Below are 22087 nucleotides of genomic sequence, written 5' to 3'. Positions count from 1 at the left end.
TTGGCTGGGCCGGCATTCCGGGCTCTTTTCCAAAAGTGACCCGCTGTCAGAGCGGCCCCCTAAGTAGCCGTTACCGCAGCAATGGATATGTACACCATCCAACTGTGTTGACTGTGAGGCCGCCATCGCAGGCAAGCCAGCTCCCACATTGGGGTCCTGGGCCGCCAGGGAGATAGGCGCCGACTGTCAGGCCGTCGCGGGAGCAAGCTCCCACATTGACTCTGCCCACCGCTTATTTGCGACATTTCCCACCTATCGACGGGCTTTACAGCCGGCCCACTTCGGCAGATGATTTGCACCGCTGCATTCCACCCTCAAGCGAGAGAATCCACCATGAGCAAAAAGCCATCCAAGCATGGCCCCAACAAGGCCAAATCCATCATCGCCCAGCCCTTGTTCCGCAGCCGCCAGGAACGCGCCGGCAAAGGCAAAGGCAGCTACCGCCGCGAAGCCTTCCAGTCTAATAGCTGGGAGGCTTCTTACTTTCTGGCTGCCTGAAGGCAAGCGCCCCTCTGGCATGATAAGGTCTGTACCTGATTTGTAACCCCTGGACCTGTGCATGCCCTCTCGTCTTTCTCGTCATTGGCACCTGCGCCAATTGATCGCTGCCTCCAGCCTCATTCTGCTTGTCGCCTGCGCCGAAAAACCTACCGCTGCGGACGCTCAACCCCTGCCCAAGCTCCAGACGGCCCCGGCTATCGCGCCTGCCGTGGTGGCCCCGTTGGCGGTGGACAATCTCGATATCCAGCCGACCCAGACCTTTGCCGAATGGCAAGCTGGCTTCCGTGCGCAAGCGCTGCAGGCCGGGATCACTGCGGCCGTGTTCGATAACGCTTTTGCCGGCGTCACACCTGATATGGCGGTGATTCGCGCCGACCGCAGCCAACCGGAATTTTCCCGCCCAGTGTGGGAATACCTCGACGGAGCACTGTCGCCGGTGCGCGTGCGCAATGGCCAAGCACTGCTGGTCAAGTACGCCGATATTCTGCAAAGCATCGAGCAACGCTATGGCGTCGACCGCCAGGCGCTGGTCTCGGTGTGGGGTATGGAGAGCAACTTCGGCGCTTTTCAGGGCAATAACTCGGTGATCCGCTCCCTGGCCACCCTGGCCTATGAAGGCCGTCGCCCTGCCTTTGCGCAAGCGCAGCTGCTGGCGGCGCTACAGATCATCCAGCATGGCGATATCCAGGCTGACCAGATGAAAGGTTCGTGGGCCGGGGCGATGGGCCAGACCCAGTTCATCCCGACCACCTACAACACCCACGCCGTGGACTTCGACGGTGACGGTCGCCGCGATATCTGGAACAGCCCGTCCGACGCCCTCGCCTCCACCGCGCATTACCTGCAAAGCTCCGGCTGGCAGAAAGGCCAGCCGTGGGGCGTTGAAGTGCAGCCGCTGCCGTCGGGCTTCGACTACAGCCTGGCCGATGGCGGCGTGCGCAAGACCGTGGCGCAATGGCTGCAACTGGGCATCCAACTGCCGCCTGGCGTGAGCCTGCCGGCGAATGTCGACCAACTGTCCGCCGCCCTGCTGCTGCCGGCTGGCTACCGCGGCCCGGCGTTCCTGGTGCTGGATAACTTCCGCGCGATCCTCAAGTACAACAATTCGTCGTCCTATGCACTGGCGGTTGGTTTGCTGTCGGAGCGATTTGGCGGCGGCGGTGTGATTCGCGGCAGTTGGCCAAAGGATGAGCTGCCGCTGAGCCGTTCGCAACGTATTGACCTGCAAACGGCGCTCAGCGCCAAAGGGTATGACGCGGGTAATGCCGACGGGATTATTGGCGCCAACACGCGCAAGGCGATTCGGGCTGCGCAGCAGGCGCTGGGCTGGCCGGCGGATGGGTATCCGACGGTGAAGTTGCTGGAGTCGTTGCAGGGTCAGTAAACCGCGAAAGTGATTGCTCCCACGCTCTGCGTGGGAGCGCTGCCTTGGACGCTCCGCGTCGGCGGCTGAAGAGGGTGACGCAGAGCGTCACTGGAGGCATTCCCACGCAGAGCGTGGGAACGATCAGGCCTTGAACACTACATCCTGCTCCAACACCACCCGCTGCTCCCCCGCATCCAGGCGCACCAAGGCGCCCATCGGCAATGTCAGGTTCGGGTCGCAATGCCCACTGCGCCAGCCTGCCAGCACTGGAACGCACAGCGGCTCAAAGGTCTGCTTCAGCAGACGTGCCAATGCCCCGCTATCCACACCAGCCACATCCCCTACCAGCACACCGGCGACCTGAGCCAGCTTGCCAGCCAGGCGCAGGTGGGTCAGCAGACGGTCGATGCGATAGAGCGGTTCGTTGACGTCTTCGATAAACAGGATGATGCCGTCAGCGTCTATTTCGTACGGCGTGCCCATGACCGCGGCGATCATCGACAAGTTACCGCCCAGCAAGCGCCCACAGGCCACACCTGGCTCGATTGTTGTCAGCGGGCAGGCCATCGGGTGCGGCAGCACACTGCCGGCGCCCCTTTGGCCACGTAGCAGGCTGAACAAGGAGGACTCGGTGGGCGGCTGTTTGCCGCCGAGCAGGTCGGCATTGAGCATCGGGCCGTGGAATGTCACAAAGCCCGCGTAGCGGTTGATCGCCAGGTGCAAGGCGGTGATATCGCTGTAGCCCACGAACGGCTTGGGGTTGGCACGCAGCAGGTCGAAGTCCAGCGCGTCGAGCAAACGGGGCGTGCCATAGCCGCCACGCAGGCAAAGGATGGCATCGATATCGGGGTTGGCAAAGGCGGCATGCAAATCCCGCAGGCGCACTTCATCGCTACCGGCCAGGTAGCCGTCGCGCTCGTACACGCCGGGGAAAATATGCAGGTCGTAGCCACGGGCACGCATCCATTGCCTGGCTTTTTCAACATCCAACTCGGCAGGGCCGGCGGGGGCGATCAGGCCGAGGGTGCCTTCGGGGGGCAGTGCGGGTACGGCGGCGGTCATCCATGGTTCTCCCTATATGACGCAGAACGAAATGTGGGAGCTGGCTTGCCTGCGATGCATGCGCCTCGGTGTATCAGTGACACCGAGGTGATGCTATCGCAGGCAAGCCAGCTCCCACACAGGCCAGCATTTGCACACCGCTTTTGCGGTGCGACTTACGAAACCAGGCTCGCCTTGACCAGCTTGGCCTGCTCATCGGCGTGGTACGAAGAGCGCACCAACGGGCCCGAGGCCACGTTCTTGAAGCCCATCTTGTAGCCTTCCTCGGCGAACCAGGCGAAGGTGTCCGGGTGCACGAAGCGCTGCACCGGCAAGTGGCTGCGGGACGGTTGCAGGTACTGGCCCAGGGTCAGCATGTCGATGTCGTGTTCGCGCATGCGCTTCATGACTTCGATGACTTCTTCGTCGGTCTCACCCAGGCCCAGCATCAAGCCGGACTTGGTCGGGATGTGCGGCATCATCTGCTTGAATTTCTGCAGCAGGGTCAGCGACCACTGGTAGTCCGAACCCGGGCGCGCAGCCTTGTACAGGCGCGGCACGGTTTCCAGGTTGTGGTTGAACACATCCGGCGGCTCGGCGGCGGTGATTTCCAGCGCCACGTCCATACGGCCACGGTAGTCCGGCACCAGGGTTTCGAGCATCACGTTGGGCGACAGCTTGCGGATTTCGCGGATGCAGTCGGCAAAGTGCTGGGCACCGCCGTCACGCAGGTCGTCGCGGTCTACCGAGGTGATCACCACATACTTGAGTTTCAGGTCGGCGATGGCGATGGCCAGGCTTTCTGGCTCGTTGACGTCCAATGGCTTCGGACGGCCGTGGCCGACGTCGCAGAACGGGCAACGACGGGTGCAGATGTCACCCATGATCATGAAGGTGGCAGTGCCGCCAGAGAAGCATTCGCCCAGGTTCGGGCAGGACGCTTCTTCGCATACGCTGTGCAACTTGTGTTTGCGCAGCAGCGACTTGATACGGTCGACTTCCGGCGAAACCGGGATACGCACGCGAATCCAGTCAGGTTTCTTCGGCAGTTCGGTGGTCGGGATGATCTTGACCGGGATGCGTGCAACCTTCTCGGCGCCGCGCAGCTTGACGCCGGCTTCCACCTTGGCACGCGGGGCCGGGGCTGGACGCTCAGTGATGTCCAGCGTCGGGATCATGGTTTGCACAACATCAGTAGTCATATCAATCGATTCCGCCCGTCAGGGTCGTCTGCTCTGCATAGTCGAGGTGTTTGACGAGCTGCGCGCGCAGCCGGGCACTTACCTCGGCAAATTCTATGGATGTTGCATGGTCACTCAACTGGGTCATCGCAAGCCCGGCGTAACCGCATGGGTTGATGCGCCGGAACGGCGCCAGGTCCATGTCCACATTCAAGGCCAGGCCATGAAAGGAACAACCGTGGCGAATGCGCAGCCCCAGGGAGGCGATTTTCGCGCCATCCACGTACACACCCGGTGCATCGGGCTTGGCCACGGCGGTCACGCCGTAACTGGCCAATAGCTCAATCAGGCACGTCTCCATGCGGCTGACCAGGTCGCGCACGCCAAACCCCAGCTTGCGCACGTCCAGCAGCAGGTAAGCCACCAGTTGACCGGGCCCATGGTAAGTCACTTGACCCCCTCGGTCGACCTGCACCACCGGAATATCACCCGGCAGCAGCAAGTGCTCGGCCTTGCCAGCCTGGCCCTGGGTGAAGACCGGCGGGTGCTCCACCAGCCAGATCTCATCCGGGGCCGAGGTGCCGCGCTCATTGGTAAAGCGCTGCATGGCATGCCAGACCGGCTCGTAGGCCATCTGGCCGAGCTCGCGAAAGCCCAGAACGTGCGACATCACAGCACCATGTGCACGAAGCCGGTGGCCCGCAGTTCGCTGTTGATGTTGTAGAGCTGGTCTTGATCGGTCGCAACGATGTGCAACTGGATCGTGGTGTACTTGCCGGTGGAGCTTTGGCGCTCGTCCACGCGGTTGTCGTTGATCGTCGCGTGCTTGCGCACGATTTCGAGAATCTTGTCCTTGCGGCCGACACCGGTATCGCTGATCACCTTGACGGGATAATCCGTCACAGGAAATTCGATCTTTGGCGCCTTTACTTCTACGTCTTTATCGGTCATGGCAGAACAGCCTCGTAAGCGCTAAGCCGTGGCGACGGGCAAAGCCCCGCGCTGGATCAACGCGGGGCTTTGCAGGTGCACACAATCAGTTGAACAAGCCGTAGAAGAATAGACGGATGCTATCCCATACGCGGCGGAAGATACCACCTTCCTCGACAGCGTCCAGCGCGATCAGGTCGGCGCTGTGCACCACCTTGTCGTCCAGCTTCACTTCGACCTTACCGATCACATCACCCTTGGCGATTGGCGCAACCAATTGCGGGTTCAGGGTCATGCTGGCGGCGAGCTTTTTGAGCTGGCCTTTAGGCATGGTCAGGGTCAGGTCGTCGGCCAGGCCGGCCTTGACTTGCGAAGTCGAGCCCTTCCACACCGGCGCGGTCGCCAGTTCAGCACCCTTCTGGTAGAAGGTCTGGGTTTCGAAGAAGCGGAAGCCGTAAGTCAGCAGTTTTTGCGTCTCGGCCGCACGGGCCTGCTCGCTGTTGGTGCCGAATACTACGGCGATCAGGCGCTGGCCATCACGTACGGCGGACGACACCATGCAGTAGCCGGCTTCGTCGGTGTGGCCGGTCTTCAGGCCATCGACGGTCTTGTCGCGCCACAGCAACAGGTTGCGGTTAGGCTGCTTGATGTTGTTCCAGAAGAATTCCTTCTGGGAGTAGATCGCGTAGTGCACCGGGTCAACGCGGATGATCGCGCGCGCCAGGATCGCCATGTCGTGAGCCGACGAATAGTGCTCTGGGTTTGGCAAGCCAGTTGGGTTCATGAAGTGGCTGTTGGTCATGCCCAACTCACCGGCGGTTTTGTTCATCATGTCGGCGAAGGCGTCTTCGCTGCCGGCGATGTGCTCGGCCAGGGCGACGCTGGCGTCGTTACCGGACTGGATGATGATGCCGTGCAGCAGGTCGCTCACGGTGACTTGCGAACCCACCTTGATGAACATCCGCGAACCACCGGTACGCCAGGCGTTTTCGCTGACGGTCACCGGGTCGTTCTCGCCGATCTGGCCGCGACGGATTTCCAGGGTCGCGATGTAAGCGGTCATCAGCTTGGTCAGGCTGGCAGGCGGCAGGCGTACATCACCGCCGTTTTCGACCAGCACGTTGCCACTGGCGGCGTCCATGAGGACCCACGACTTGGCGGCCAGTTGCGGGGAGGCCGGCACCATTTCAACCGCCCAGGCGGCCGGGGTGATGATCAGCGAGATAAGCAGGCACGTGCGTTTGGCTAAGGTGGTGATGTTCATCCGTCTCTCGAAATTGCTTATGGAAACTTGCCCTCGCGGGCAAAACTATTCAGACAGCCCGCTTCCAGACTGTCACGTGTTCGGTTGCCTGCTCACCCCTTGCCCCTGGGTTTTTATTGTTCAACGAGCCAACAACCAGGGTTCAAGCGCGCAGGCGCGCCTGAGCCATCAAACCGTTACTGCTTATTCTGCGGTGACCACGCTGGGTTGCCCCAGGTTGGCCAGGCGTACGCTGTTCTGCACTTGCGCCACTTCGCTTGGCGAGCCGATCGGGCCCATGCGTACACGGTGCAAGGTTTGCTGGTTACGCACGATGGAGCTGATGAAGACTGGCGCGCTGACCATACCGCTGAGCTTGGACCTTAACAGTTCTGCCGCATCCGGGTTGGCGAAAGCGCCGACCTGCAGGTATTGCCCGCCCGCCATCGAGGCGCCCGGTGCCGCGTGAGGGACGACGACGGTATCCGGAGCATGTTGCGCCGGCGGCGGCGTCCACTGCTCGATCTTGCCGGTCGAGGCCGTCACTTGCGGTTGCGGGGTAGCCGGTTCGTTGAGCATCAACGGCGCCGGCTTGCCGCGCTGGGCCCAGTACTGCGCCGGGTCGATGCCTTCGACTTTGACCCGGGCGGTGCCGGTTTCGGCGTAACCGAGTTTCTTGGCGGCCGCGTAGGACAAGTCGATGATGCGGTCCGAATAGAACGGCCCACGGTCATTGACCCGAAGGATCACGGTGCGATTGTTGTCCAGGTTGGTCACGCGCACATAGCTGGGCAGCGGCAGGGTCTTGTGGGCCGCGCTCATGCCATACAGGTCATACACTTCGCCGTTGGCGGTGTTCTGGCCATGGAACTTGGTGCCGTACCAGGACGCGGTGCCCGACTGCACGTAAGTCTTGGATTCCTGCAGCGGGAAGTAATTCTTGCCCAGCACGGTATAGGGGTTGGCCTTGTACGGGCCGGTGTGCAGGGTCGGCGTGGCGTCCGGGATTTTCGACACATCCACATCCCACCACGGCGCGCCGTCTTTGTGCGCGCGGTTGATGTCCAGGCCCGGCTGGGCGCGCACGACCGCGCCGCCGGCCTTCTTGGCCGGCGCACGGTTAGGCGTGGTGGAGCAACTGGCTACCAACAAGGACAACGCGGCGAACGCCACCAGCTTGAGCGGTTTTTTGAACGGCGATACCCGCATTACTTGTTGCCCCGTGCTTGAACCAGCTCATCTGACAGCTGATGCACGGCCATGGCGTACATCACACTGCGGTTATAACGCGTGATTGCGTAGAAATTCTTCAGGCCCATCCAGTATTCAGGGCCATTTGCGCCTTCCAGGCGGAATGCCGTCACCGGCATGTCGTCGCGTGGCGCATTCTGACTCGACCAGCCCAGCGCTCGCAACTCCCCGACGGTCTTGACCGGTTCGATACCTTGGGTCAGGCCTTCGTCGGCGCGCTCACCCGTGACATCGGCGCGGATAACCACCGGCTCGCCGCCAACCCAGCCGTGGCGCTTGAAGTAGCTGGCCACGCTGCCGATGGCATCGTCGGGGTTGCTCCAGATATTGATGTGCCCGTCACCGTCGAAATCCACCGCATAGGCGCGAAAGCTGCTCGGCATGAACTGCGGCAAGCCCATCGCCCCGGCGTAGGAGCCCTTGAGGCTCAGCGGGTCGACCTGCTCTTCGCGGGCCAGCAACAGGAATTCGCGCAGTTCCTTGCGGAAGAACTCGGCGCGGGGCGGGTAATCGAAGCCCAGGGTCGACAAGGCGTCGATCACCCGGTAGCTGCCGGTGTTGCGCCCGTAGAAGGTTTCGATGCCGATGATCGAGACGATCACCTGGGCTGGCACGCCGTACTCCTGCTCGGCGCGAGCGAGGACTGCCTCGTGCTGGCGCCAGAAATCCACGCCGCGGGCGATGCGCGCATCAGTGAGGAACATCGGGCGATAGTCCTTCCACTGCTTGACGCGTTCGGCGGGCCGGGAGATGGCGTCGAGGATCGCCTGCTTTTTCTGGGCTTCACGGAACACGCCCATCAGTTGCTCACCGGCAAAACCGTAGTCGCGGGTCAGCTCACCGACAAATTCGGCAACCTGGGGAGAGCCATCGTAGTCACCGGCCCGCGCCTCTTGCGTTGCCCCCAGCAGCCCGATCAGGCCCATCCAGGTCGCATGCCGAGTCGCCCAGCCGCGCATTACTTGCATTGACATCTTCACCTTATTCAAACCTGTGCGATCCACTTGCGATGCGTATGAATCGACATCAAAACCCCAAACGCTGACAGCAATGTCACCAGCGAAGTTCCGCCGTAGCTAATGAATGGCAACGGCACCCCAACCACCGGCAGCAGGCCACTGACCATACCGATGTTGACGAAAACGTAAACAAAAAAAGTCATGGTCAGGCTGCCCGCGAGCAATTTGCCGAACAGCGTTTGCGCCTGGGCAGTGATCACTAGGCCGCGACCAATCAACAGCAGATAAATCAGCAACAACGCGCAAATGCCCACCAGCCCGAACTCCTCGCCCATCACCGCAATAATGAAGTCGGTGTGGCTCTCGGGCAAAAAGTCCAGGTGGGACTGGGTGCCCAGCAACCAGCCCTTGCCAAATACCCCGCCGGAACCAATGGCCGCCTTGGACTGGATGATGTTCCAGCCGGTGCCCAGCGGGTCGCTCTCCGGGTCGAGGAACGTGAGGATCCGTTGCTTCTGGTAATCGTGCATAAAGAAGAACCACATGGCCACTGCCACGGGCACGGCGGCGGCCAGCACGCTGAGGATCCAGCGCCAGCGCAATCCGCCCATGAACAACACGAACGCGCCACCGGCGAGGATCAGCAACGAGGTGCCCAGATCCGGCTGGCGCACAATCAGCACGAAGGGCACGCCGATCAGGATCAGGCTAATCGCCACATGCTTGAGCTGCGGCGGCAAGGTGCGCTTGGACAGGTACCAGGCAATGGTGGCCGGCATCAGGATCTTCATGAATTCCGACGGTTGGAAGCGAATCACCCCGGGGATGTTGATCCAGCGTGTGGCGCCCATGGCGTTGTGGCCCATGACGTCCACCACCACCAGCAGCAACACGCCGGCGACATAGCCCAAGGGCACCCAGCGCGCCATGAAGCGCGGCTCCAATTGGGCGATCACCACCATCGACAGCAAACCCAGGCCGAACGAGGACGCCTGCTTGATCAGCAGGTCCCAGTTCTTGCCGCTGGCCGAATACAGCACGAACAGGCTGCCGGCCGCCAGGGTCAGCAGCAGGATCAGCAAGGGGCCATCAATGTGCATGCGTTGCAGCAACGTCGCACGGCGACGCATCACATCTTCACTGGAGAGGATGCGGTCAAAATTACTCTTCACGGGCCGTAACCTCGGGGCTTGAAGGGGGGCCGCCATACTCGGGCTTGAGCCGGCCATCGTCGGCCAGCAGCCAGGCGTCCATCACCTGGCGTACCACTGGGGCGGCGACGCCGGAGCCGGACTCGCCGTTCTCGACCATCACGGCCACCACGATTTTCGGGTCTTCGGCCGGGGCAAAGCCGACAAACAAGGCGTGGTCGCGGTGGCGTTCCTGCACCTTGGAGCGGTCATACTTTTCGCCCTGCTTGATCGCGACCACTTGAGCGGTACCACTCTTGCCGGCAATGCGGTACTGCGCGCCAATTGCCGCTTTGCGCGCAGTGCCGCGAGCACCGTGCATCACCTGCTGCATGCCGTGGTTGACCTTGGCCCAATCGGACGGGTCACGCAGCACGATGTCCGGAATCGGATTGTCGTCCACCGGCTTTTCGCCTTCGATGGTCCTGGCCAGATGCGGTCGGTTCCACACGCCTTTGTTCGCCACCAGCGCCGTGGCCTGGGCCAGTTGCAGCGGAGTGGCCTGCATATAGCCCTGGCCGATACCCAGGATCAGCGTTTCGCCAGGGAACCACGCCTGGCGACGGGTCGCACGCTTCCACTCCCGCGACGGCATCAGGCCGGGTGATTCTTCGAACATGTCCAGGGAGACTTTCTGACCGAGGCCGAACTTGCCCATGTAGGCAGACAGCCGATCAATCCCCAGCTTGTGGGCCAGGTCGTAAAAATAGGTGTCGTTGGAGCGCATGATCGCGGTATCCAGGTCGACATAGCCGTCACCGGAGCGGTTCCAGTTACGGTACTTGTGGTCGTAGTTGGGGAGCATGTAATAGCCAGGGTCGTACACCCGGCTTGAGGCAGTGACCACGCCAGCATCCAGGCCGGCAATCGCCACCGCCGGCTTGATGGTCGAGCCCGGTGGGTACAGGCCGCGCAACACACGGTTGAACAGTGGCCGGTCGATGGAATCACGCAGCTCGGCGTAGGCCTTGAAGCTGATGCCAGTCACAAACGGGTTGGGGTCGAAGCTGGGCTGGCTGACCATCGCCAGCACTTCGCCAGTCTTCGGGTCCAGCGCCACCACGGCACCCCGCCGACCGCCCAGGGCCATCTCGGCAGCTTCCTGCAACTTGATGTCCAGGCTCAGGACAATGTCCTTGCCCGGCACCGGATCGGTGCGCTTGAGCACGCGCAATACGCGGCCACGCGCATTGGTCTCGACTTCCTCGTTACCTACCTGGCCATGCAACTCGGCCTCATAGAAGCGCTCGATGCCGGTTTTGCCAATATGGTGGGTGCCGCTGTAGTTGATCGGGTCGAGGGTTTTCAGTTCTTTCTCGTTGATCCGCCCCATGTAGCCAACGGAGTGCGCAAAGTGCGGCCCTTGCGGGTAATGCCGCACCAACTGCGCCACCACTTCCACACCTGGCAGGCGGAACTGGTTCACCGCAATGCGGGCGATCTGCTCTTCGGTCAGCTCGAACAGAATCGGCACCGGCTCGAACGGCCGGCGCCCCTGGCGCATGCGTTTCTCGAAGACCACCCGGTCTTCCGGCGTCAGTTGCAGCACCTCAACGATGACATCAAGGACCTGCTTCCAATCGCCGGAGCGTTCACGGGTCATGCTCAGGCTGAAGCTGGGCCGGTTATCGGCAACCACCACGCCATTGCGGTCGAAGATCAGCCCACGGGTCGGGGGAATCGGCTGCACATGCACCCGGTTGTTTTCCGACAGCGTGGAGTGATAGTCGTACTGGATCACCTGGAGGAAATACAGCCGCGCAATCAGCACGCACATCAGCACCACCACCAAAACAGCACCGAACACCACCCGCGCGCGTACCAGACGTGCGTCTTTCTCGTGGTCCTTGATGCGGATCGGTTGGGTCATCGGGGGCGGCGCAGACTATTTGTGGTAAGGGTGCCCGGACAGGACTGTCCAGGCGCGATACAGCTGTTCACCGATCAGAATCCTTACCAACGGGTGCGGCAACGTCAGCGCCGACAGCGACCAGCGCTGATCGGCCCGCGCACAGACTTCCGGCGCCAGCCCTTCCGGGCCGCCGACCATGAAATTGACCGTGCGCGAATCCAGGCGCCAGCGATCCAGTTCCACCGCCAGTTGCTCGGTGCTCCAGGGCTTGCCGTGCACTTCAAGGGTGACGATGCGCTCATTGGGGCCGACCTTGGCCAGCATGGCTTCGCCTTCCTGACGGATAAAGCGCGCCACGTCGGCGTTCTTGCCCCGGGTATTGAGCGGTATTTCCACCAGCTCAAGCGACAGCTCAGCGGGCAGACGCTTGGCATATTCGTGCCAGCCTTCTTCCACCCACTTGGGCATGCGTGAACCGACAGCGATCAGACGCAGGCGCACAGCCGTTCCTTATTCCTGGTCTTTGTTGAGCTTGTCGAAGTGCGCGTGGCCCACTTCCGGGCTGTGGTGCTTGCCATCGGCGGCACGGCTCTGCTCGGCGCCTTTCCACAGACGTTCCAGGTCGTAGAACTGGCGAGCGTTGGAGGTCATCATGTGAACGATCACATCGTCCATGTCCAGCAGCACCCAGTCGCTGTCGCCCTTGCCTTCTTCACCCAGTGGCTTGACGCCCTGGGCTTTGACGGCTTCGCGAACCTTGTCCAGCATCGCGCCGATCTGGCGGTTGGAGGTACCGGTGGCGATGATCATGAAGTCGGTGATGCTCTGCTTGTCGCGCACGTCCAGCACCTGGATGTCCTGGGCTTTAACGTCTTCCAGGGCAGCCACGGCGACTTTCACCAGCTCTTCGCCAGCCAGTTCCGGGCCAACATGGGCTTCAACCGGCAGCGGTGCGCTTTTGAAGGTGCCTTTGCGCTTAACTTTGCTTACGTCTTTGTTCGTCATATAAAACTCGTTTTGCTCGTATGTTCGGGCGCTTGCTGCACGGTTCGTGCGTTCAAGCGCGCCTTTTCAGTTCGACGCACGGTAAAGCCCGTGCGCATCGATGTAGGCCAGGACCGCGTCAGGCACCAGGAAACGTACCGACTTCCCGCTGGCCAGCAGTTGACGGATCTGGGTGGCAGACACCGCAAGCGGGGTCTGCCAGACGAATGCAATATTCCCGTTCGGCCCGGTCAGGGCCAAGGGGTCACTTACCGACCGCGCGGCCAGCAGGTTGCGCAAGGCATCCGGCGGTTCGCTGTCGGCATCCGGGCGTTGCAAAACCAGGATGTGGCAATGCTGGAGGAGTTCCTCCCAGCGGTGCCAAGAGGGCAGGCCGCAAAATGCGTCCCAGCCCAAAAGCAGAAACAGTGGGTCATCTGCGGCCAATTCGGCGCGCATCAGCTCCAGGGTGTCGATAGTGTAGGATGGTTTATCGCGCTTGAGTTCGCGATCGTCCACCACCAGCGGCGATATACCTTCTACGGCAACACGCACCATTTCCAGGCGCTGCTCTGCGGCCACCTGCGGCGTGTCGCGATGGGGCGGCCGAAAATTGGGCAGCAGGCGCAGCTCATCCAGCGCAAGGGCATCCGCAACTTCCAGGGCACTGCGCAAATGGCCGATGTGCACGGGGTCGAAAGTACCGCCGAGCAGCCCGATGCGTTTAGTCATCAAGTGCGCACATGACCGTCGCCAAACACCACGTACTTCTCACTGGTCAGCCCTTCCAGGCCCACCGGGCCGCGTGCGTGGAGCTTGTCAGTGGAAATACCGATCTCCGCCCCCAGGCCGTACTCGAAGCCGTCAGCAAAACGCGTCGAGGCGTTGACCATCACCGAAGCGGAATCCACTTCGTTAAGGAAACGCCGGGCATCGCTGAAATGCTCGGAAACGATGGCGTCGGTGTGCTTGGAGCCATAGGTATTGATGTGTTCGATGGCCTGGTCCAGGTCATCGACGATGCGGATCGACAGGATCGGGGCCGTGTACTCGGTGTACCAGTCCTGCTCGGTCGCCTCGATGACGTCCGCGCCCAGCAGCGCACGGGTGCGCTCGCAACCGCGCAGTTCTACCGACTTGTCACGGTAGATGGCGGCCAGCGGCGGCAGCACGCGCTCGGCAATGCCGACGTGCACCAGCAGGGTTTCCATGGTGTTGCACGGCGCGTAGCGGTGGGTCTTGGCGTTGTCGGCAATGCGGATCGCCTTGTCGAGGTCGGCGGCGATGTCGATGAACACATGGCAGACGCCGTCCAGATGCTTGATAACGGGCACCTTGGCATCGCGGCTGACGCGCTCGATCAGGCTCTTGCCACCCCGCGGCACGATCACGTCGACGAATTCCGGCATGGTGATCAGCGCGCCCACGGCAGCACGGTCGGTGGTTTCCACCACTTGCACCACTTCAGCCGGCAACTCGGCCACGGCCAGGCCCTGCTGGATGCAGGCGGCGATGGCGCGGTTGGAATTGATCGCCTCGGAACCGCCACGCAGGATAGTGGCGTTGCCCGACTTGAGGCACAGGCTCGCGGCGTCGATGGTCACGTTCGGGCGCGACTCATAGATGATGCCGATCACGCCCAGGGGCACGCGCATCTTGCCCACCTGGATGCCCGACGGCAGGTAGCGCATGTCGCGAATTTCACCGATGGGGTCAGGCAGCTTGGCCACCTGACGCAGGCCTTCGATCATGTCGTCGATACGTGCCGGGGTCAGCGCCAGGCGGTCCAGCAAGGCTGGCTCCAGGCCATTGGCGCGCCCATTGGCCAGGTCCAGTTCGTTGGCGGCGGTCAGCTCGGAGCGCGAAGCATCCAGAGCATCGGCAGCCGCCAGCAGCGCACGGTTCTTCTGCGCGGTGCTCGCACGGGCGATCAACCGCGAGGCCTGCCGGGCAGCGCGACCCAGGCGGGTCATATAGTCAAGAACGGACTCAGTCATGGTCAGGGAGTCTTGGCAAAGAGGAAAGCGGCAGATTATAGCTGTGACGCCGCCCGACTGACAGCGGTGAGGGGCGGATGGTCGAAATGAACTGTAAAAACCCCAGGTTCAGGCGTAATTAAGGTGAGAGTTGTTATGATTCGGTTACATTTAGCCGTATCTACCCTTGACCGCCATGCCCGACTTTTCGCCCCTGCTCCCCGCCAGCCCCCTGCCCGATAGCTTCTTCGACCGTGACGCCCAGCTGCTTGCGCGCGAATTACTCGGAAAAGTCATTCGCCATCGCGTGGGCGATCTCTGGCTTTCGGCGCGAATTATTGAAACCGAAGCCTATTACGTGGCCGAAAAAGGCAGCCACGCCTCACTCGGCTACACAGAAAAGCGTAAGGCTTTGTTTCTGGATGGTGGCCATATCTACATGTACTACGCCCGTGGCGGTGATTCGCTGAACTTCAGCGCCCATGGCCCGGGCAATGCCGTGTTGATCAAATCGGCCTATCCCTGGGTCGACGACATTTCCGGCGCGGCGAGCCTGGCACAGATGCTGTTGAACAACCCCAACCCCGATGGCAGCCCACGCCCCTCGCAAAAACTGTGTGCGGGCCAGACGCTGCTGTGCAAGGCCCTGGGCCTGAAAGTGCCGATGTGGGATGCCAAGCGCTTCGATCAGGAACTGCTGTATGTCGAAGACGTAGGCCAGGTGCCCACGCAGATTATCCAGACCACGCGCCTGGGTATCCCCAGCGGGCGCGATGAGCACTTGATGTACCGCTTCGTCGATGCTGGCTATGCGCCTTATTGCACGCGGAACCCGATGCGTCGGGGGCAGGTCGAAGGCCGGGATTATTTTTTGATTTAACGCGCGACACATCCCATGTGGGAGCTGGCTTGCCTGCGATAGCGGTGTGTCAGGCAACTTCCATGCTGGCCATGCCGCAGCCATCGCAGGCAAGCCAGCTCCCACAGTTGAATTTCACCGCCTCAAATTCTGTTTTGTATGCATGGAGTGGATTGTATGGGCCAATGGCTCGATAGCATCACCGGCTGGTTGACCCTCAACCCACAATGGCTGGCAGCGGCGGTGTTTATTGTCGCGTGTGTGGAGTGTCTGGCGATTGCCGGGTTGATCGTGCCAGGCACGGTATTGCTGTTTGCAATCGCTGCGCTGGCTGGCAGCGGTGCGCTGTCGCTGAGTGAAACCCTGCTGCTGGGCTTCCTCGGTGGCTTATTGGGCGACGGCGTTTCCTATTATCTGGGCCGCCATTTCCATCAGAACATCCGGCGCCTGCCCGGCCTGCGCCAGCATCCTGAATGGATGAACGGCGCAGAAACCTACTTCCACAAGTACGGGATTGCCAGCCTGTTGGTCGGGCGTTTCATCGGACCATTGCGCCCTATGCTGCCGATGGTGGCGGGTATGTGCGACATGCCCTTCCCGCGCTTCGCCGCCGTGAGCATCATTGCCGCAGCGGGCTGGACCGTGGCCTATCTGCTGCCGGGCTGGGCCGCCGGCGCCGCGTTCCGCCTGCCATTGCCGGAAGGTTTCTGGCCGGAAGCGGCGATTATCGCGGCGTGCCTGGCGGTGCTGCTGGGGCTGAGTTTGAACAGCAGTTGGCGCGAACATCGGCGCGCCACCTTGTGGATCGGTTGTGCCAGTCTGGTGTTGTTGATCGCGTTGTTTATCGGCTATCCCCACCTCAATGACTTCGACCAAGGCCTGAGCGCCCTGGTGCAGGAGCATCGCAGCCCGTGGCTGGATGAAGTGATGGTACGGGTCACCCAACTGGGTGAGTTCAAGAAGATGTTTTTCGCCAGCGCGGTGTTCACTGGCCTGTTGCTGCTAGCGCGGCAATGGCGCCACGCCGTGTTTGTCGGCGCCACCCTCGCTGGCGCGGCAGTGATCAACACCGGCACCAAGCTGTTTTTCGCCCGTGGCCGCCCGGAAATCCTCACCGACCCGCTGACCAGCTTCAGCATGCCCAGCGGCCATGCCTCCGGTGCCTTTGCCTTCTTCCTGGCGCTCGCGGTATTGGCCGGTCGCGGTCAACCCACGCGGCTGCGCCTGACCTGGATGCTGCTGGGCTGCATTCCGGCGGCGTTCATTGCCTTGTCGCGGGTCTACCTGGGCGCCCATTGGCCCACGGACATCCTGGCCGGCACGTTGCTGGCCATGACCGTATGTGCGTTCAGCCTGACGGCAATCGAGTACCGCAGCCCATTGCCAGCCATGACGCAAAAAGCCTGGTGGCTGGTGCTGCCCGCCGTGGTGGCCGTGCTCGGTTTTATCGCCTTTACCGGCACGCCCCACGCCCTGCTCAGGTACGCCTACTGACCCTTGGCCGGGCCGATCCAATCCACGGAGGCGCTGCGCCGTTCAACGCAACGTTCGCGGCGCTCCAGTAGCATCTCATCGGCCACTTCGGCGGCGCGTTCGGCGATGTACTCCGCGCCCCGCGTGGCTTCCTGTTGGAGTAATTGCGTGGTCACGCTGACGAAATAAGCGTCCCACGCGACTTGTTCCGAGGGTGTCAGCCGAATCATGGTTATCTCCGATCATTGTTGTGTGATCGGAAAATAGTGCAGGCGACACCGTGGAGACGACCGAGCAAAGTCTGAAAGCTCTGTCAGGCAAATCCGAACCTCAGGTGAACAGCTCGCCCTGCAGTTCATCGAGCAACATCTGGATCGCATCCAGCTGTTGCTGTGGGTCGTCCAGTTGCAGCAAGTCGATTTTGTCGGCCTCGGTAAACGGCAGCAGATAGGCCAACCGGTTGCCCAGGGCTTGCTGGCCTTCGACGTCACCGCCCATGTCCAGCGAAGCCACCATCGGGTGCTCGGCCAGGGCCTCAAGCAACGCCAGCAAGTCGGCGTCTTCTTCGCCCAGCGGCTGGTCCGGCAACTCTTGCAGCCATTGCACGTCGGCCACCAGCAACTGGTCTTTTTGCACGCCAGCTTCACGCACGCGGAAACGACGGCCACCTTCGACGCGAATGCCCAGCAGGCCGTTCTCCTGCTGTTTGAAGTCACGAATCAGCGCTTCACAACCGACAAGCGCATAACCGTCAGGGGCCGCGCCCACCTCTGAGCCATCCAGGATGCACACCACACCAAAGCCTTCGCCCTTTTTCATGCAACGGCCGATCATGTCCAGGTAGCGCGCCTCGAATATCTGCAGGTCGAGGGTGCAGCCTGGGAACAGCACAGTGTTGAGGGGGAATAGCGCCAGACTCATAACGGTTTCCTTAAAACCTGGTTTAAACAATGACCGACACCGCCAACGGCAGGAACACCGCCGTGGCCACGCCCATCAAACTCATGGCCAGCGCCGCGAAGGCGCCGCACTCTTCGCTTTCCTGCAGGGCCACCGAGGTGCCAACCGCGTGGGCGGTCATGCCCAAGGCCATGCCGCGCGCTTCGGGGCTGCGTACACCCAGGCGCGTCAAGAGCGCTGGGCCGATCATCGCGCCGACCACCCCAGTGATCAACACGAACACCGCTGCCAAGGCCGCCACGCCGCCGATCTGCTCGGCCACCAGCATGGCAATCGGCGAGGTCACCGACTTGGGCGCCATGGTCATCAGCACCCGGTGCTCGGCCCCGAACCACCACCCCAACGCCACACACAGGCCAGTGGCCAACACCCCGCCTACCACCAGCGTAGTAAAAATCGGCCAGAACAATTGGCGAATCCGTCGCAGGTTCAGATAAAGCGGCACCGCCAGCGCCACGGTCGCAGGCCCCAGCAGGATGCCCATGATCTCGGTGCTCTTGCGGTATTCGGCGTAGCTCAGCCCGCAGGTGAGCAGCACGCCGATCACCAGCAACATCGACACCAGCACCGGCTGCAGAAAGATCCAACGGGTTTTCTCGTACCCCGCCAGCACCAGCTGATAAGCGCCCAGGGTGATACCGATACCGAACAGCGGGTGATGAATGACCGCCGTCCAGGCGCCCTGCCAATCGAGGATCATTGGTCCTTCTCCTTGCGCTTGACCATCTGCTGCATCAGCACACCGACAAAGCCCATGGCGATCACCAGCGACAACACCAACGCCCCGACGATGGCCCAGAAATCCGCCACGATGTCCTTGGCGTACACCATCACCCCCACGGCCGGCGGCACCAGCAGCAGCGGCAGGTAACGCAACAGGCTGCCGGCCGCCAGGCTCAGGGGCTCGCCGACTTCACCGCGCCAGACCAGAAAGCCCAGCATCAGCAACAAGCCGATGATCGGCCCCGGCAGCACCGGCACCAGCAAATGATTGATCGCGGTGCCGATCAGTTGAAACAGCACCAGCCAGGTCAGGCCACGTAACAGCATCCCGCTCTCTCCCCCTCAAAGCTCGCGCGCATTATATAAGCATGCCCGCCCTATGCTCCGGCATTCGCCAAAAGCATGTTGGGTTGACCGGGCTGATTGCCCATGATGATCTACATTGGTTCTCTGTTACCGATAAAAACGCCCGTTATCGATGGGCAAAAATGATGAACCAAGGAGAGACGCAATGCCCTATGTACCCGTAGCGCAGCTCAAAGATTACGTCGGCAAGGAACTGGGACGTTCCGAATGGCTCACCATCGACCAGGCGCGCATCAACCTGTTCGCAGAAGCCACCGGCGATCATCAGTTCATCCACGTCGACCCGGTCAAGGCCGCGCAAACCCCGTTCGGCAGCACCATCGCCCACGGGTTCCTGTCGCTGTCGCTGATGCCCAAGCTGATGGAAGACATCCTGATCATGCCCGAAGGCTTGAAGATGGCCGTCAACTATGGCCTGGACAGCGTGCGCTTTATCCAGCCGGTGAAAGTGAACTCCAAGGTGCGCCTGAACGTCACCCTCACTGACGTCACCGAGAAGAAGCCCGGCCAATGGCTGTTCAAGGCCACCGCCACCCTGGAAATCGAAGGCCAGGAGAAGCCGGCTTACATTGCCGAGTCACTGTCACTGTGCTTCGTATAACCACCACACCCCCACTGTAGGAGCGAGCTAGCTCGCGAAGGCCGTCAACGATAACGCGTGCTGGCTGAATAAATGCGGCGCCTGTGAGTTTTTCGCGGGCAAGCCCGCTCCTACAGGTAATGGATCCTGCGCATAGACCACTAGGTTCGGCACCCCGGCTACGGCATACTCGGCGCTCAATTATCCGGATCCCGCTATGCGCCCACTCGCTCCCCTTGCCCTTGCCCTGTTGCTCACCGCTTGCGGAGACGGCGAATCGCTGTTGCCGCCCGATGCGCGCCTGCCCGATGGCGGCCGCTACCGTGGCGATGTGGTTAACGGCTTGCTGCAAGGCCAAGGCCGTGTGGACTACCCCAATGGCAGCTGGTACGCCGGCCAGTTCGACAAAGGCCAGTGGCACGGCCAGGGCGAATGGCATGGCAGCAATGGCGAAGTCTATAAAGGCGAATTCAAGCAGGGCCTGTTTGATGGCCAGGGCAGCCTGACCACTTCGGGCAGCAGCTACGTGGGCGGCTTCAAAAACGGTCGACGCAACGGCGAAGGCACCCTCAAAGAGGGGCAGATGACCTATCGCGGCGAATTCCAGGACGACCAGTACTCAGGCCTCGGCCGCCTGGAGTTGGCCGACGGCAGCCAGTACCAGGGCCAGTTCGCCCACGGCAAGCCCAATGGCGAAGGCCAGCGCAATGACGACAGTGGCAACCAGTTCAGCGGCCGTTTTGTCGATGGCCAACTGGAAGGCAATGGCACCTTCAACAGCGCCGAGGGCGATATCTATGTCGGCCAATTCAAGCAGAACCAGCTCAACGGCAAAGGCCGCTATGAGAACGCCGACGGCGATGTGTGGATCGGCCAGTTCAAGGAAGGCGCGCTGACCGGAAGAGGCGAATTGATCGGGGTCGATGGCAGCCACTATGTCGGCCAGTTCAGTGACTGGCGCTTTACCGGCGAAGGGCGCCTGAACCTCACCGATGGCAGTTTCTATATCGGTGGCTTCGACAGCGACAACTATCAAGGCCGTGGCACGCTCGTCCTCACCGACGGCACCGTGCAGTCCGGCACCTGGGTCAACGGCCTGCGCGTGCGCGACGCCGAGGGCAAGCTGCTGCCCGACCCGTTGGAGACCGGCATACTGGCCCAAGGCCGCTTGCTCGACGACGCCCTGGCGGCCGTACCGGCGTCCACCCCGGCCGTGGAGCTGTACTCCTTGGTGCTGGCGGGCGACGGCAAGCAAAGCGTGTTCTTGCGCGAGGCCGATTACGTCAGCAATCTGCTTGCCACCCGCTTTGGTGCTCGCGGACAGGTGCGCCTGGTCAACCACCGCGACCACATCGCCGACCGCCCCCTGGCCACTCGCGAAAGCCTGCGCCGCTCGGTACAAACCCTGGCCGAACGGACCGGGCCGGAAGACCTGGTGTTCATTTACATGACCAGCCATGGCACCCATGAGCATGAACTGGTGCTCGACCAACCGCGCATGGAACTGGCCGACCTGCCCGCCGATGAGCTGGCCGCTGTGCTCGCACCACTGAAAAACCGTGACAAGGTCATCGTGATCTCCGCGTGCTACTCCGGCGGCTTCATACCCGCACTCAAAGATGAGCGCACCCTGATCATGACCGCCTCCCGCGCGGACCGCGTGTCGTTCGGCTGCTCGGAAGAAGCAGACTTCACCTACTTCGGGGATGCCCTTTTCGCACAAGCTTTCAACCAAACGGACGATTTGCAACACGCCTTCAAACTGGCACAACTGCACGTGGCCGAACGCGAACAGGCGGACAATTTCGAAGCCTCCGAACCGCAGATCTGGGCGCCTAAGGGCGTGATCGCCCATTGGCAATTATTACGTAAACAGCAGGCACGAAAGGCGCTCGAAAGCGTCTCAATGAATAGCAAGGAAGCCAAAGGCAACTAAGCTGTAACGTGTAACAAGGGGGAAACACCATGTACCTGACACCGCAGCATATCTTGCTGGCCGGGGCCTCCGGCCTCACGGGCGAACACCTGCTCGACCGCCTGCTCAACGAACCCACCGTGACCCGCGTGCTGGCACCCAGCCGCAAACCATTGGCTGAACATCCACGCCTGGAAAACCCGGTGGGCGACCCGGCGGTGTTCCTGCCGCAACTGAGCGGCCGCGTGGATATTGCCTTCTGCTGCCTGGGCACCACGATCAAAAAGGCCGGCTCGGAAGCGGCCTTCCGTGCGGTCGACCTGGACATGGTGGTGGCTTTCGCCAAGCGCGCACGGGAACTGGGCGCGCGGCATCTGATCGTGATCAGCGCAATTGGCGCCGACCCGAAATCCTCGGTGTTCTACAACCGGGTCAAGGGGGAAATGGAACTGGCGCTCCGAGCGCAAGACTGGCCGCAGTTGACCATCGTACGTCCGTCGCTGCTGCTGGGCGAACGACTGGAGCCGCGCCTGGCCGAGCAGTTAGCCGGGCCTTTGTCACGGCTTATTCCGGGCAAGTACCACGGTATTGAAGTCTGCGAACTGGCCCGCGCCATGTGGCGCCTGGCGCTGGAAGAACAGGATGGCGTGCGGGTGGTGGAGTCGGACGAGTTGCGCAAGCTCGGCAAGTAATGATGCAGGTCTGGTACTGATCGTTCCCACGCTCTGCGTGGTAAC

At 61.9% G+C, this 22087-nt stretch carries 24 protein-coding genes; 7 read left to right on the top strand and 17 right to left on the bottom strand.

From position 1 onward, the window contains the following. The first annotated feature begins 333 nt into the window (after positions 1-333). Positions 334-498: an alternative ribosome rescue factor ArfA gene (arfA, locus tag QK296_RS17430; RefSeq protein ID WP_003176285.1), complete on the top strand. Its 165-nt coding sequence runs from the start codon at positions 334-336 to the stop codon at positions 496-498. 61 nt (positions 499-559) lie between these two features. After that, positions 560-1885, top strand: a complete 1326-nt coding sequence (locus tag QK296_RS17425) for a lytic murein transglycosylase (protein ID WP_105228653.1) — start codon at positions 560-562, stop codon at positions 1883-1885. Between the two features lie 123 nt (positions 1886-2008). Here QK296_RS17425 and QK296_RS17420 read toward each other — a convergent pair whose 3' ends face one another. The 13 genes from QK296_RS17420 to QK296_RS17360 all read right to left on the bottom strand — a co-directional run bounded on the left by QK296_RS17420 (position 2009) and on the right by QK296_RS17360 (position 14495). Further along, positions 2009-2929 carry an LD-carboxypeptidase gene (locus tag QK296_RS17420; RefSeq protein WP_094774250.1) on the bottom strand — a complete coding sequence of 307 codons (921 nt, stop codon included), beginning with the start codon at positions 2927-2929 and terminating at the stop codon, positions 2009-2011. Between the two features lie 155 nt (positions 2930-3084). Continuing rightward, positions 3085-4086, bottom strand: coding sequence for a lipoyl synthase (gene lipA, locus QK296_RS17415; protein WP_161794304.1), 1002 nt, complete (start codon positions 4084-4086; stop codon positions 3085-3087). 25 nt (positions 4087-4111) lie between these two features. Continuing rightward, on the bottom strand, positions 4112-4759 hold the full coding sequence (lipB, locus tag QK296_RS17410) for a lipoyl(octanoyl) transferase LipB (RefSeq protein ID WP_003194464.1): 648 nt from the start codon (positions 4757-4759) through the stop codon (positions 4112-4114). After that, positions 4759-5040 carry a DUF493 domain-containing protein gene (locus tag QK296_RS17405; RefSeq protein WP_005791752.1) on the bottom strand — a complete coding sequence of 94 codons (282 nt, stop codon included), beginning with the start codon at positions 5038-5040 and terminating at the stop codon, positions 4759-4761. The genes lipB and QK296_RS17405 overlap by 1 nt, the downstream gene beginning before the upstream one ends. Positions 5041-5125: 85 nt before the next feature. Then, positions 5126-6283: a D-alanyl-D-alanine carboxypeptidase family protein gene (locus tag QK296_RS17400; RefSeq protein WP_014720083.1), complete on the bottom strand. Its 1158-nt coding sequence runs from the start codon at positions 6281-6283 to the stop codon at positions 5126-5128. 183 nt (positions 6284-6466) lie between these two features. Continuing rightward, a complete protein-coding gene (locus QK296_RS17395; protein ID WP_014720084.1) occupies positions 6467-7471 on the bottom strand; it encodes a septal ring lytic transglycosylase RlpA family protein in 1005 nt (334 codons plus the stop codon). After that, positions 7471-8481 carry a lytic murein transglycosylase B gene (mltB, locus tag QK296_RS17390; RefSeq protein ID WP_003194472.1) on the bottom strand — a complete coding sequence of 337 codons (1011 nt, stop codon included), beginning with the start codon at positions 8479-8481 and terminating at the stop codon, positions 7471-7473. Before mltB ends, QK296_RS17395 begins: the two co-directional genes overlap by 1 nt. A 17-nt stretch (positions 8482-8498) precedes the next feature. Beyond that, positions 8499-9602, bottom strand: a complete 1104-nt coding sequence (gene rodA, locus QK296_RS17385; protein ID WP_044268991.1) for a rod shape-determining protein RodA — start codon at positions 9600-9602, stop codon at positions 8499-8501. Between the two features lie 31 nt (positions 9603-9633). Beyond that, entirely contained in the window at positions 9634-11532 is a 1899-nt protein-coding gene (gene mrdA, locus QK296_RS17380; RefSeq protein ID WP_003194477.1) for a penicillin-binding protein 2, read from the bottom strand. Positions 11533-11547: 15 nt separating this feature from the next. After that, positions 11548-12015: a 23S rRNA (pseudouridine(1915)-N(3))-methyltransferase RlmH gene (gene rlmH, locus QK296_RS17375; RefSeq protein ID WP_003176297.1), complete on the bottom strand. Its 468-nt coding sequence runs from the start codon at positions 12013-12015 to the stop codon at positions 11548-11550. A 9-nt stretch (positions 12016-12024) separates the two neighbouring features. Then, positions 12025-12519: a ribosome silencing factor gene (gene rsfS / locus QK296_RS17370; protein ID WP_003176298.1), complete on the bottom strand. Its 495-nt coding sequence runs from the start codon at positions 12517-12519 to the stop codon at positions 12025-12027. A 66-nt stretch (positions 12520-12585) separates the two neighbouring features. Then, positions 12586-13230 carry a nicotinate-nucleotide adenylyltransferase gene (gene nadD / locus QK296_RS17365; protein ID WP_003194480.1) on the bottom strand — a complete coding sequence of 215 codons (645 nt, stop codon included), beginning with the start codon at positions 13228-13230 and terminating at the stop codon, positions 12586-12588. Continuing rightward, positions 13230-14495: a glutamate-5-semialdehyde dehydrogenase gene (locus QK296_RS17360; RefSeq protein WP_003194482.1), complete on the bottom strand. Its 1266-nt coding sequence runs from the start codon at positions 14493-14495 to the stop codon at positions 13230-13232. Before QK296_RS17360 ends, nadD begins: the two co-directional genes overlap by 1 nt. Before the next feature lie 175 nt (positions 14496-14670). On the opposite strand from QK296_RS17360, the gene QK296_RS17355 reads away from it, so the two are divergent. Both QK296_RS17355 and QK296_RS17350 read left to right on the top strand, forming a co-directional pair. Then, entirely contained in the window at positions 14671-15354 is a 684-nt protein-coding gene (locus QK296_RS17355; protein WP_034133843.1) for a DNA-3-methyladenine glycosylase, read from the top strand. A gap of 156 nt (positions 15355-15510) precedes the next feature. Further along, complete coding sequence (locus QK296_RS17350; protein WP_094774253.1) at positions 15511-16827, top strand: bifunctional DedA family/phosphatase PAP2 family protein; 1317 nt, start codon at positions 15511-15513, stop codon at positions 16825-16827. Here the strand turns inward: QK296_RS17350 and QK296_RS17345 are convergent. From QK296_RS17345 to QK296_RS17330, 4 genes are all read right to left on the bottom strand, one after another. Further along, positions 16821-17036 (bottom strand): hypothetical protein, encoded by a 216-nt coding sequence (locus tag QK296_RS17345; protein ID WP_003194488.1) that lies wholly within the window; start codon positions 17034-17036, stop codon positions 16821-16823. The genes QK296_RS17350 and QK296_RS17345 overlap by 7 nt on opposite strands. Before the next feature lie 100 nt (positions 17037-17136). Then, positions 17137-17727 (bottom strand): LON peptidase substrate-binding domain-containing protein, encoded by a 591-nt coding sequence (locus QK296_RS17340; protein ID WP_169856597.1) that lies wholly within the window; start codon positions 17725-17727, stop codon positions 17137-17139. A 22-nt stretch (positions 17728-17749) separates the two neighbouring features. Further along, complete coding sequence (locus QK296_RS17335) at positions 17750-18466, bottom strand: LrgB family protein (protein WP_169856596.1); 717 nt, start codon at positions 18464-18466, stop codon at positions 17750-17752. Then, on the bottom strand, positions 18463-18816 hold the full coding sequence (locus tag QK296_RS17330; RefSeq protein ID WP_003194494.1) for a CidA/LrgA family protein: 354 nt from the start codon (positions 18814-18816) through the stop codon (positions 18463-18465). The genes QK296_RS17335 and QK296_RS17330 overlap by 4 nt, the downstream gene beginning before the upstream one ends. Before the next feature lie 184 nt (positions 18817-19000). Here QK296_RS17330 and QK296_RS17325 point away from each other — a divergent pair, with 184 nt between their 5' ends. The 3 genes from QK296_RS17325 (at position 19001) to QK296_RS17315 (ending at position 22042) form a co-directional block, all read left to right on the top strand. Beyond that, the gene (locus QK296_RS17325; protein WP_003194496.1) at positions 19001-19456 is read left to right on the top strand and encodes a MaoC family dehydratase; all 456 of its coding nucleotides are present in this window, start codon (positions 19001-19003) and stop codon (positions 19454-19456) included. 196 nt (positions 19457-19652) lie between these two features. Continuing rightward, complete coding sequence (locus QK296_RS17320) at positions 19653-21371, top strand: C13 family peptidase (protein ID WP_003194498.1); 1719 nt, start codon at positions 19653-19655, stop codon at positions 21369-21371. A 29-nt stretch (positions 21372-21400) separates the two neighbouring features. Then, the gene (locus QK296_RS17315; protein ID WP_014720096.1) at positions 21401-22042 is read left to right on the top strand and encodes an oxidoreductase; all 642 of its coding nucleotides are present in this window, start codon (positions 21401-21403) and stop codon (positions 22040-22042) included. Positions 22043-22087 lie beyond the last annotated feature (45 nt).

Source organism: Pseudomonas sp. AL10, assembly GCF_029960685.1.
In the GTDB taxonomy this organism is placed as follows: Bacteria; Pseudomonadota; Gammaproteobacteria; order Pseudomonadales; family Pseudomonadaceae; genus Aquipseudomonas; species Aquipseudomonas lactis.
This window is presented reverse-complemented; position numbering and strand designations above follow the sequence as displayed.

Excerpts from the sequence above, each read along its gene's own strand:
- arfA (WP_003176285.1), top strand. The coding sequence starts at position 334 with ATGAGCAAAAAGCCATCCAAGCATGGCCCCAACAAGGCCAAATCCATC.
- QK296_RS17425 (WP_105228653.1), top strand. The coding sequence starts at position 560 with ATGCCCTCTCGTCTTTCTCGTCATTGGCACCTGCGCCAATTGATCGCT.
- QK296_RS17420 (WP_094774250.1), bottom strand. The coding sequence starts at position 2,929 with ATGACCGCCGCCGTACCCGCACTGCCCCCCGAAGGCACCCTCGGCCTG.
- lipA (WP_161794304.1), bottom strand. The coding sequence starts at position 4,086 with ATGATCCCGACGCTGGACATCACTGAGCGTCCAGCCCCGGCCCCGCGT.
- lipB (WP_003194464.1), bottom strand. The coding sequence starts at position 4,759 with ATGTCGCACGTTCTGGGCTTTCGCGAGCTCGGCCAGATGGCCTACGAG.
- QK296_RS17405 (WP_005791752.1), bottom strand. The coding sequence starts at position 5,040 with ATGACCGATAAAGACGTAGAAGTAAAGGCGCCAAAGATCGAATTTCCT.
- QK296_RS17400 (WP_014720083.1), bottom strand. The coding sequence starts at position 6,283 with ATGAACATCACCACCTTAGCCAAACGCACGTGCCTGCTTATCTCGCTG.
- QK296_RS17395 (WP_014720084.1), bottom strand. The coding sequence starts at position 7,471 with ATGCGGGTATCGCCGTTCAAAAAACCGCTCAAGCTGGTGGCGTTCGCC.
- mltB (WP_003194472.1), bottom strand. The coding sequence starts at position 8,481 with ATGCAAGTAATGCGCGGCTGGGCGACTCGGCATGCGACCTGGATGGGC.
- rodA (WP_044268991.1), bottom strand. The coding sequence starts at position 9,602 with ATGCGTCGCCGTGCGACGTTGCTGCAACGCATGCACATTGATGGCCCC.
- mrdA (WP_003194477.1), bottom strand. The coding sequence starts at position 11,532 with ATGACCCAACCGATCCGCATCAAGGACCACGAGAAAGACGCACGTCTG.
- rsfS (WP_003176298.1), bottom strand. The coding sequence starts at position 12,519 with ATGACGAACAAAGACGTAAGCAAAGTTAAGCGCAAAGGCACCTTCAAA.
- nadD (WP_003194480.1), bottom strand. The coding sequence starts at position 13,230 with ATGACTAAACGCATCGGGCTGCTCGGCGGTACTTTCGACCCCGTGCAC.
- QK296_RS17360 (WP_003194482.1), bottom strand. The coding sequence starts at position 14,495 with ATGACTGAGTCCGTTCTTGACTATATGACCCGCCTGGGTCGCGCTGCC.
- QK296_RS17355 (WP_034133843.1), top strand. The coding sequence starts at position 14,671 with ATGCCCGACTTTTCGCCCCTGCTCCCCGCCAGCCCCCTGCCCGATAGC.
- QK296_RS17350 (WP_094774253.1), top strand. The coding sequence starts at position 15,511 with ATGGGCCAATGGCTCGATAGCATCACCGGCTGGTTGACCCTCAACCCA.
- QK296_RS17345 (WP_003194488.1), bottom strand. The coding sequence starts at position 17,036 with ATGATTCGGCTGACACCCTCGGAACAAGTCGCGTGGGACGCTTATTTC.
- QK296_RS17340 (WP_169856597.1), bottom strand. The coding sequence starts at position 17,727 with ATGAGTCTGGCGCTATTCCCCCTCAACACTGTGCTGTTCCCAGGCTGC.
- QK296_RS17335 (WP_169856596.1), bottom strand. The coding sequence starts at position 18,466 with ATGATCCTCGATTGGCAGGGCGCCTGGACGGCGGTCATTCATCACCCG.
- QK296_RS17330 (WP_003194494.1), bottom strand. The coding sequence starts at position 18,816 with ATGCTGTTACGTGGCCTGACCTGGCTGGTGCTGTTTCAACTGATCGGC.
- QK296_RS17325 (WP_003194496.1), top strand. The coding sequence starts at position 19,001 with ATGCCCTATGTACCCGTAGCGCAGCTCAAAGATTACGTCGGCAAGGAA.
- QK296_RS17320 (WP_003194498.1), top strand. The coding sequence starts at position 19,653 with ATGCGCCCACTCGCTCCCCTTGCCCTTGCCCTGTTGCTCACCGCTTGC.
- QK296_RS17315 (WP_014720096.1), top strand. The coding sequence starts at position 21,401 with ATGTACCTGACACCGCAGCATATCTTGCTGGCCGGGGCCTCCGGCCTC.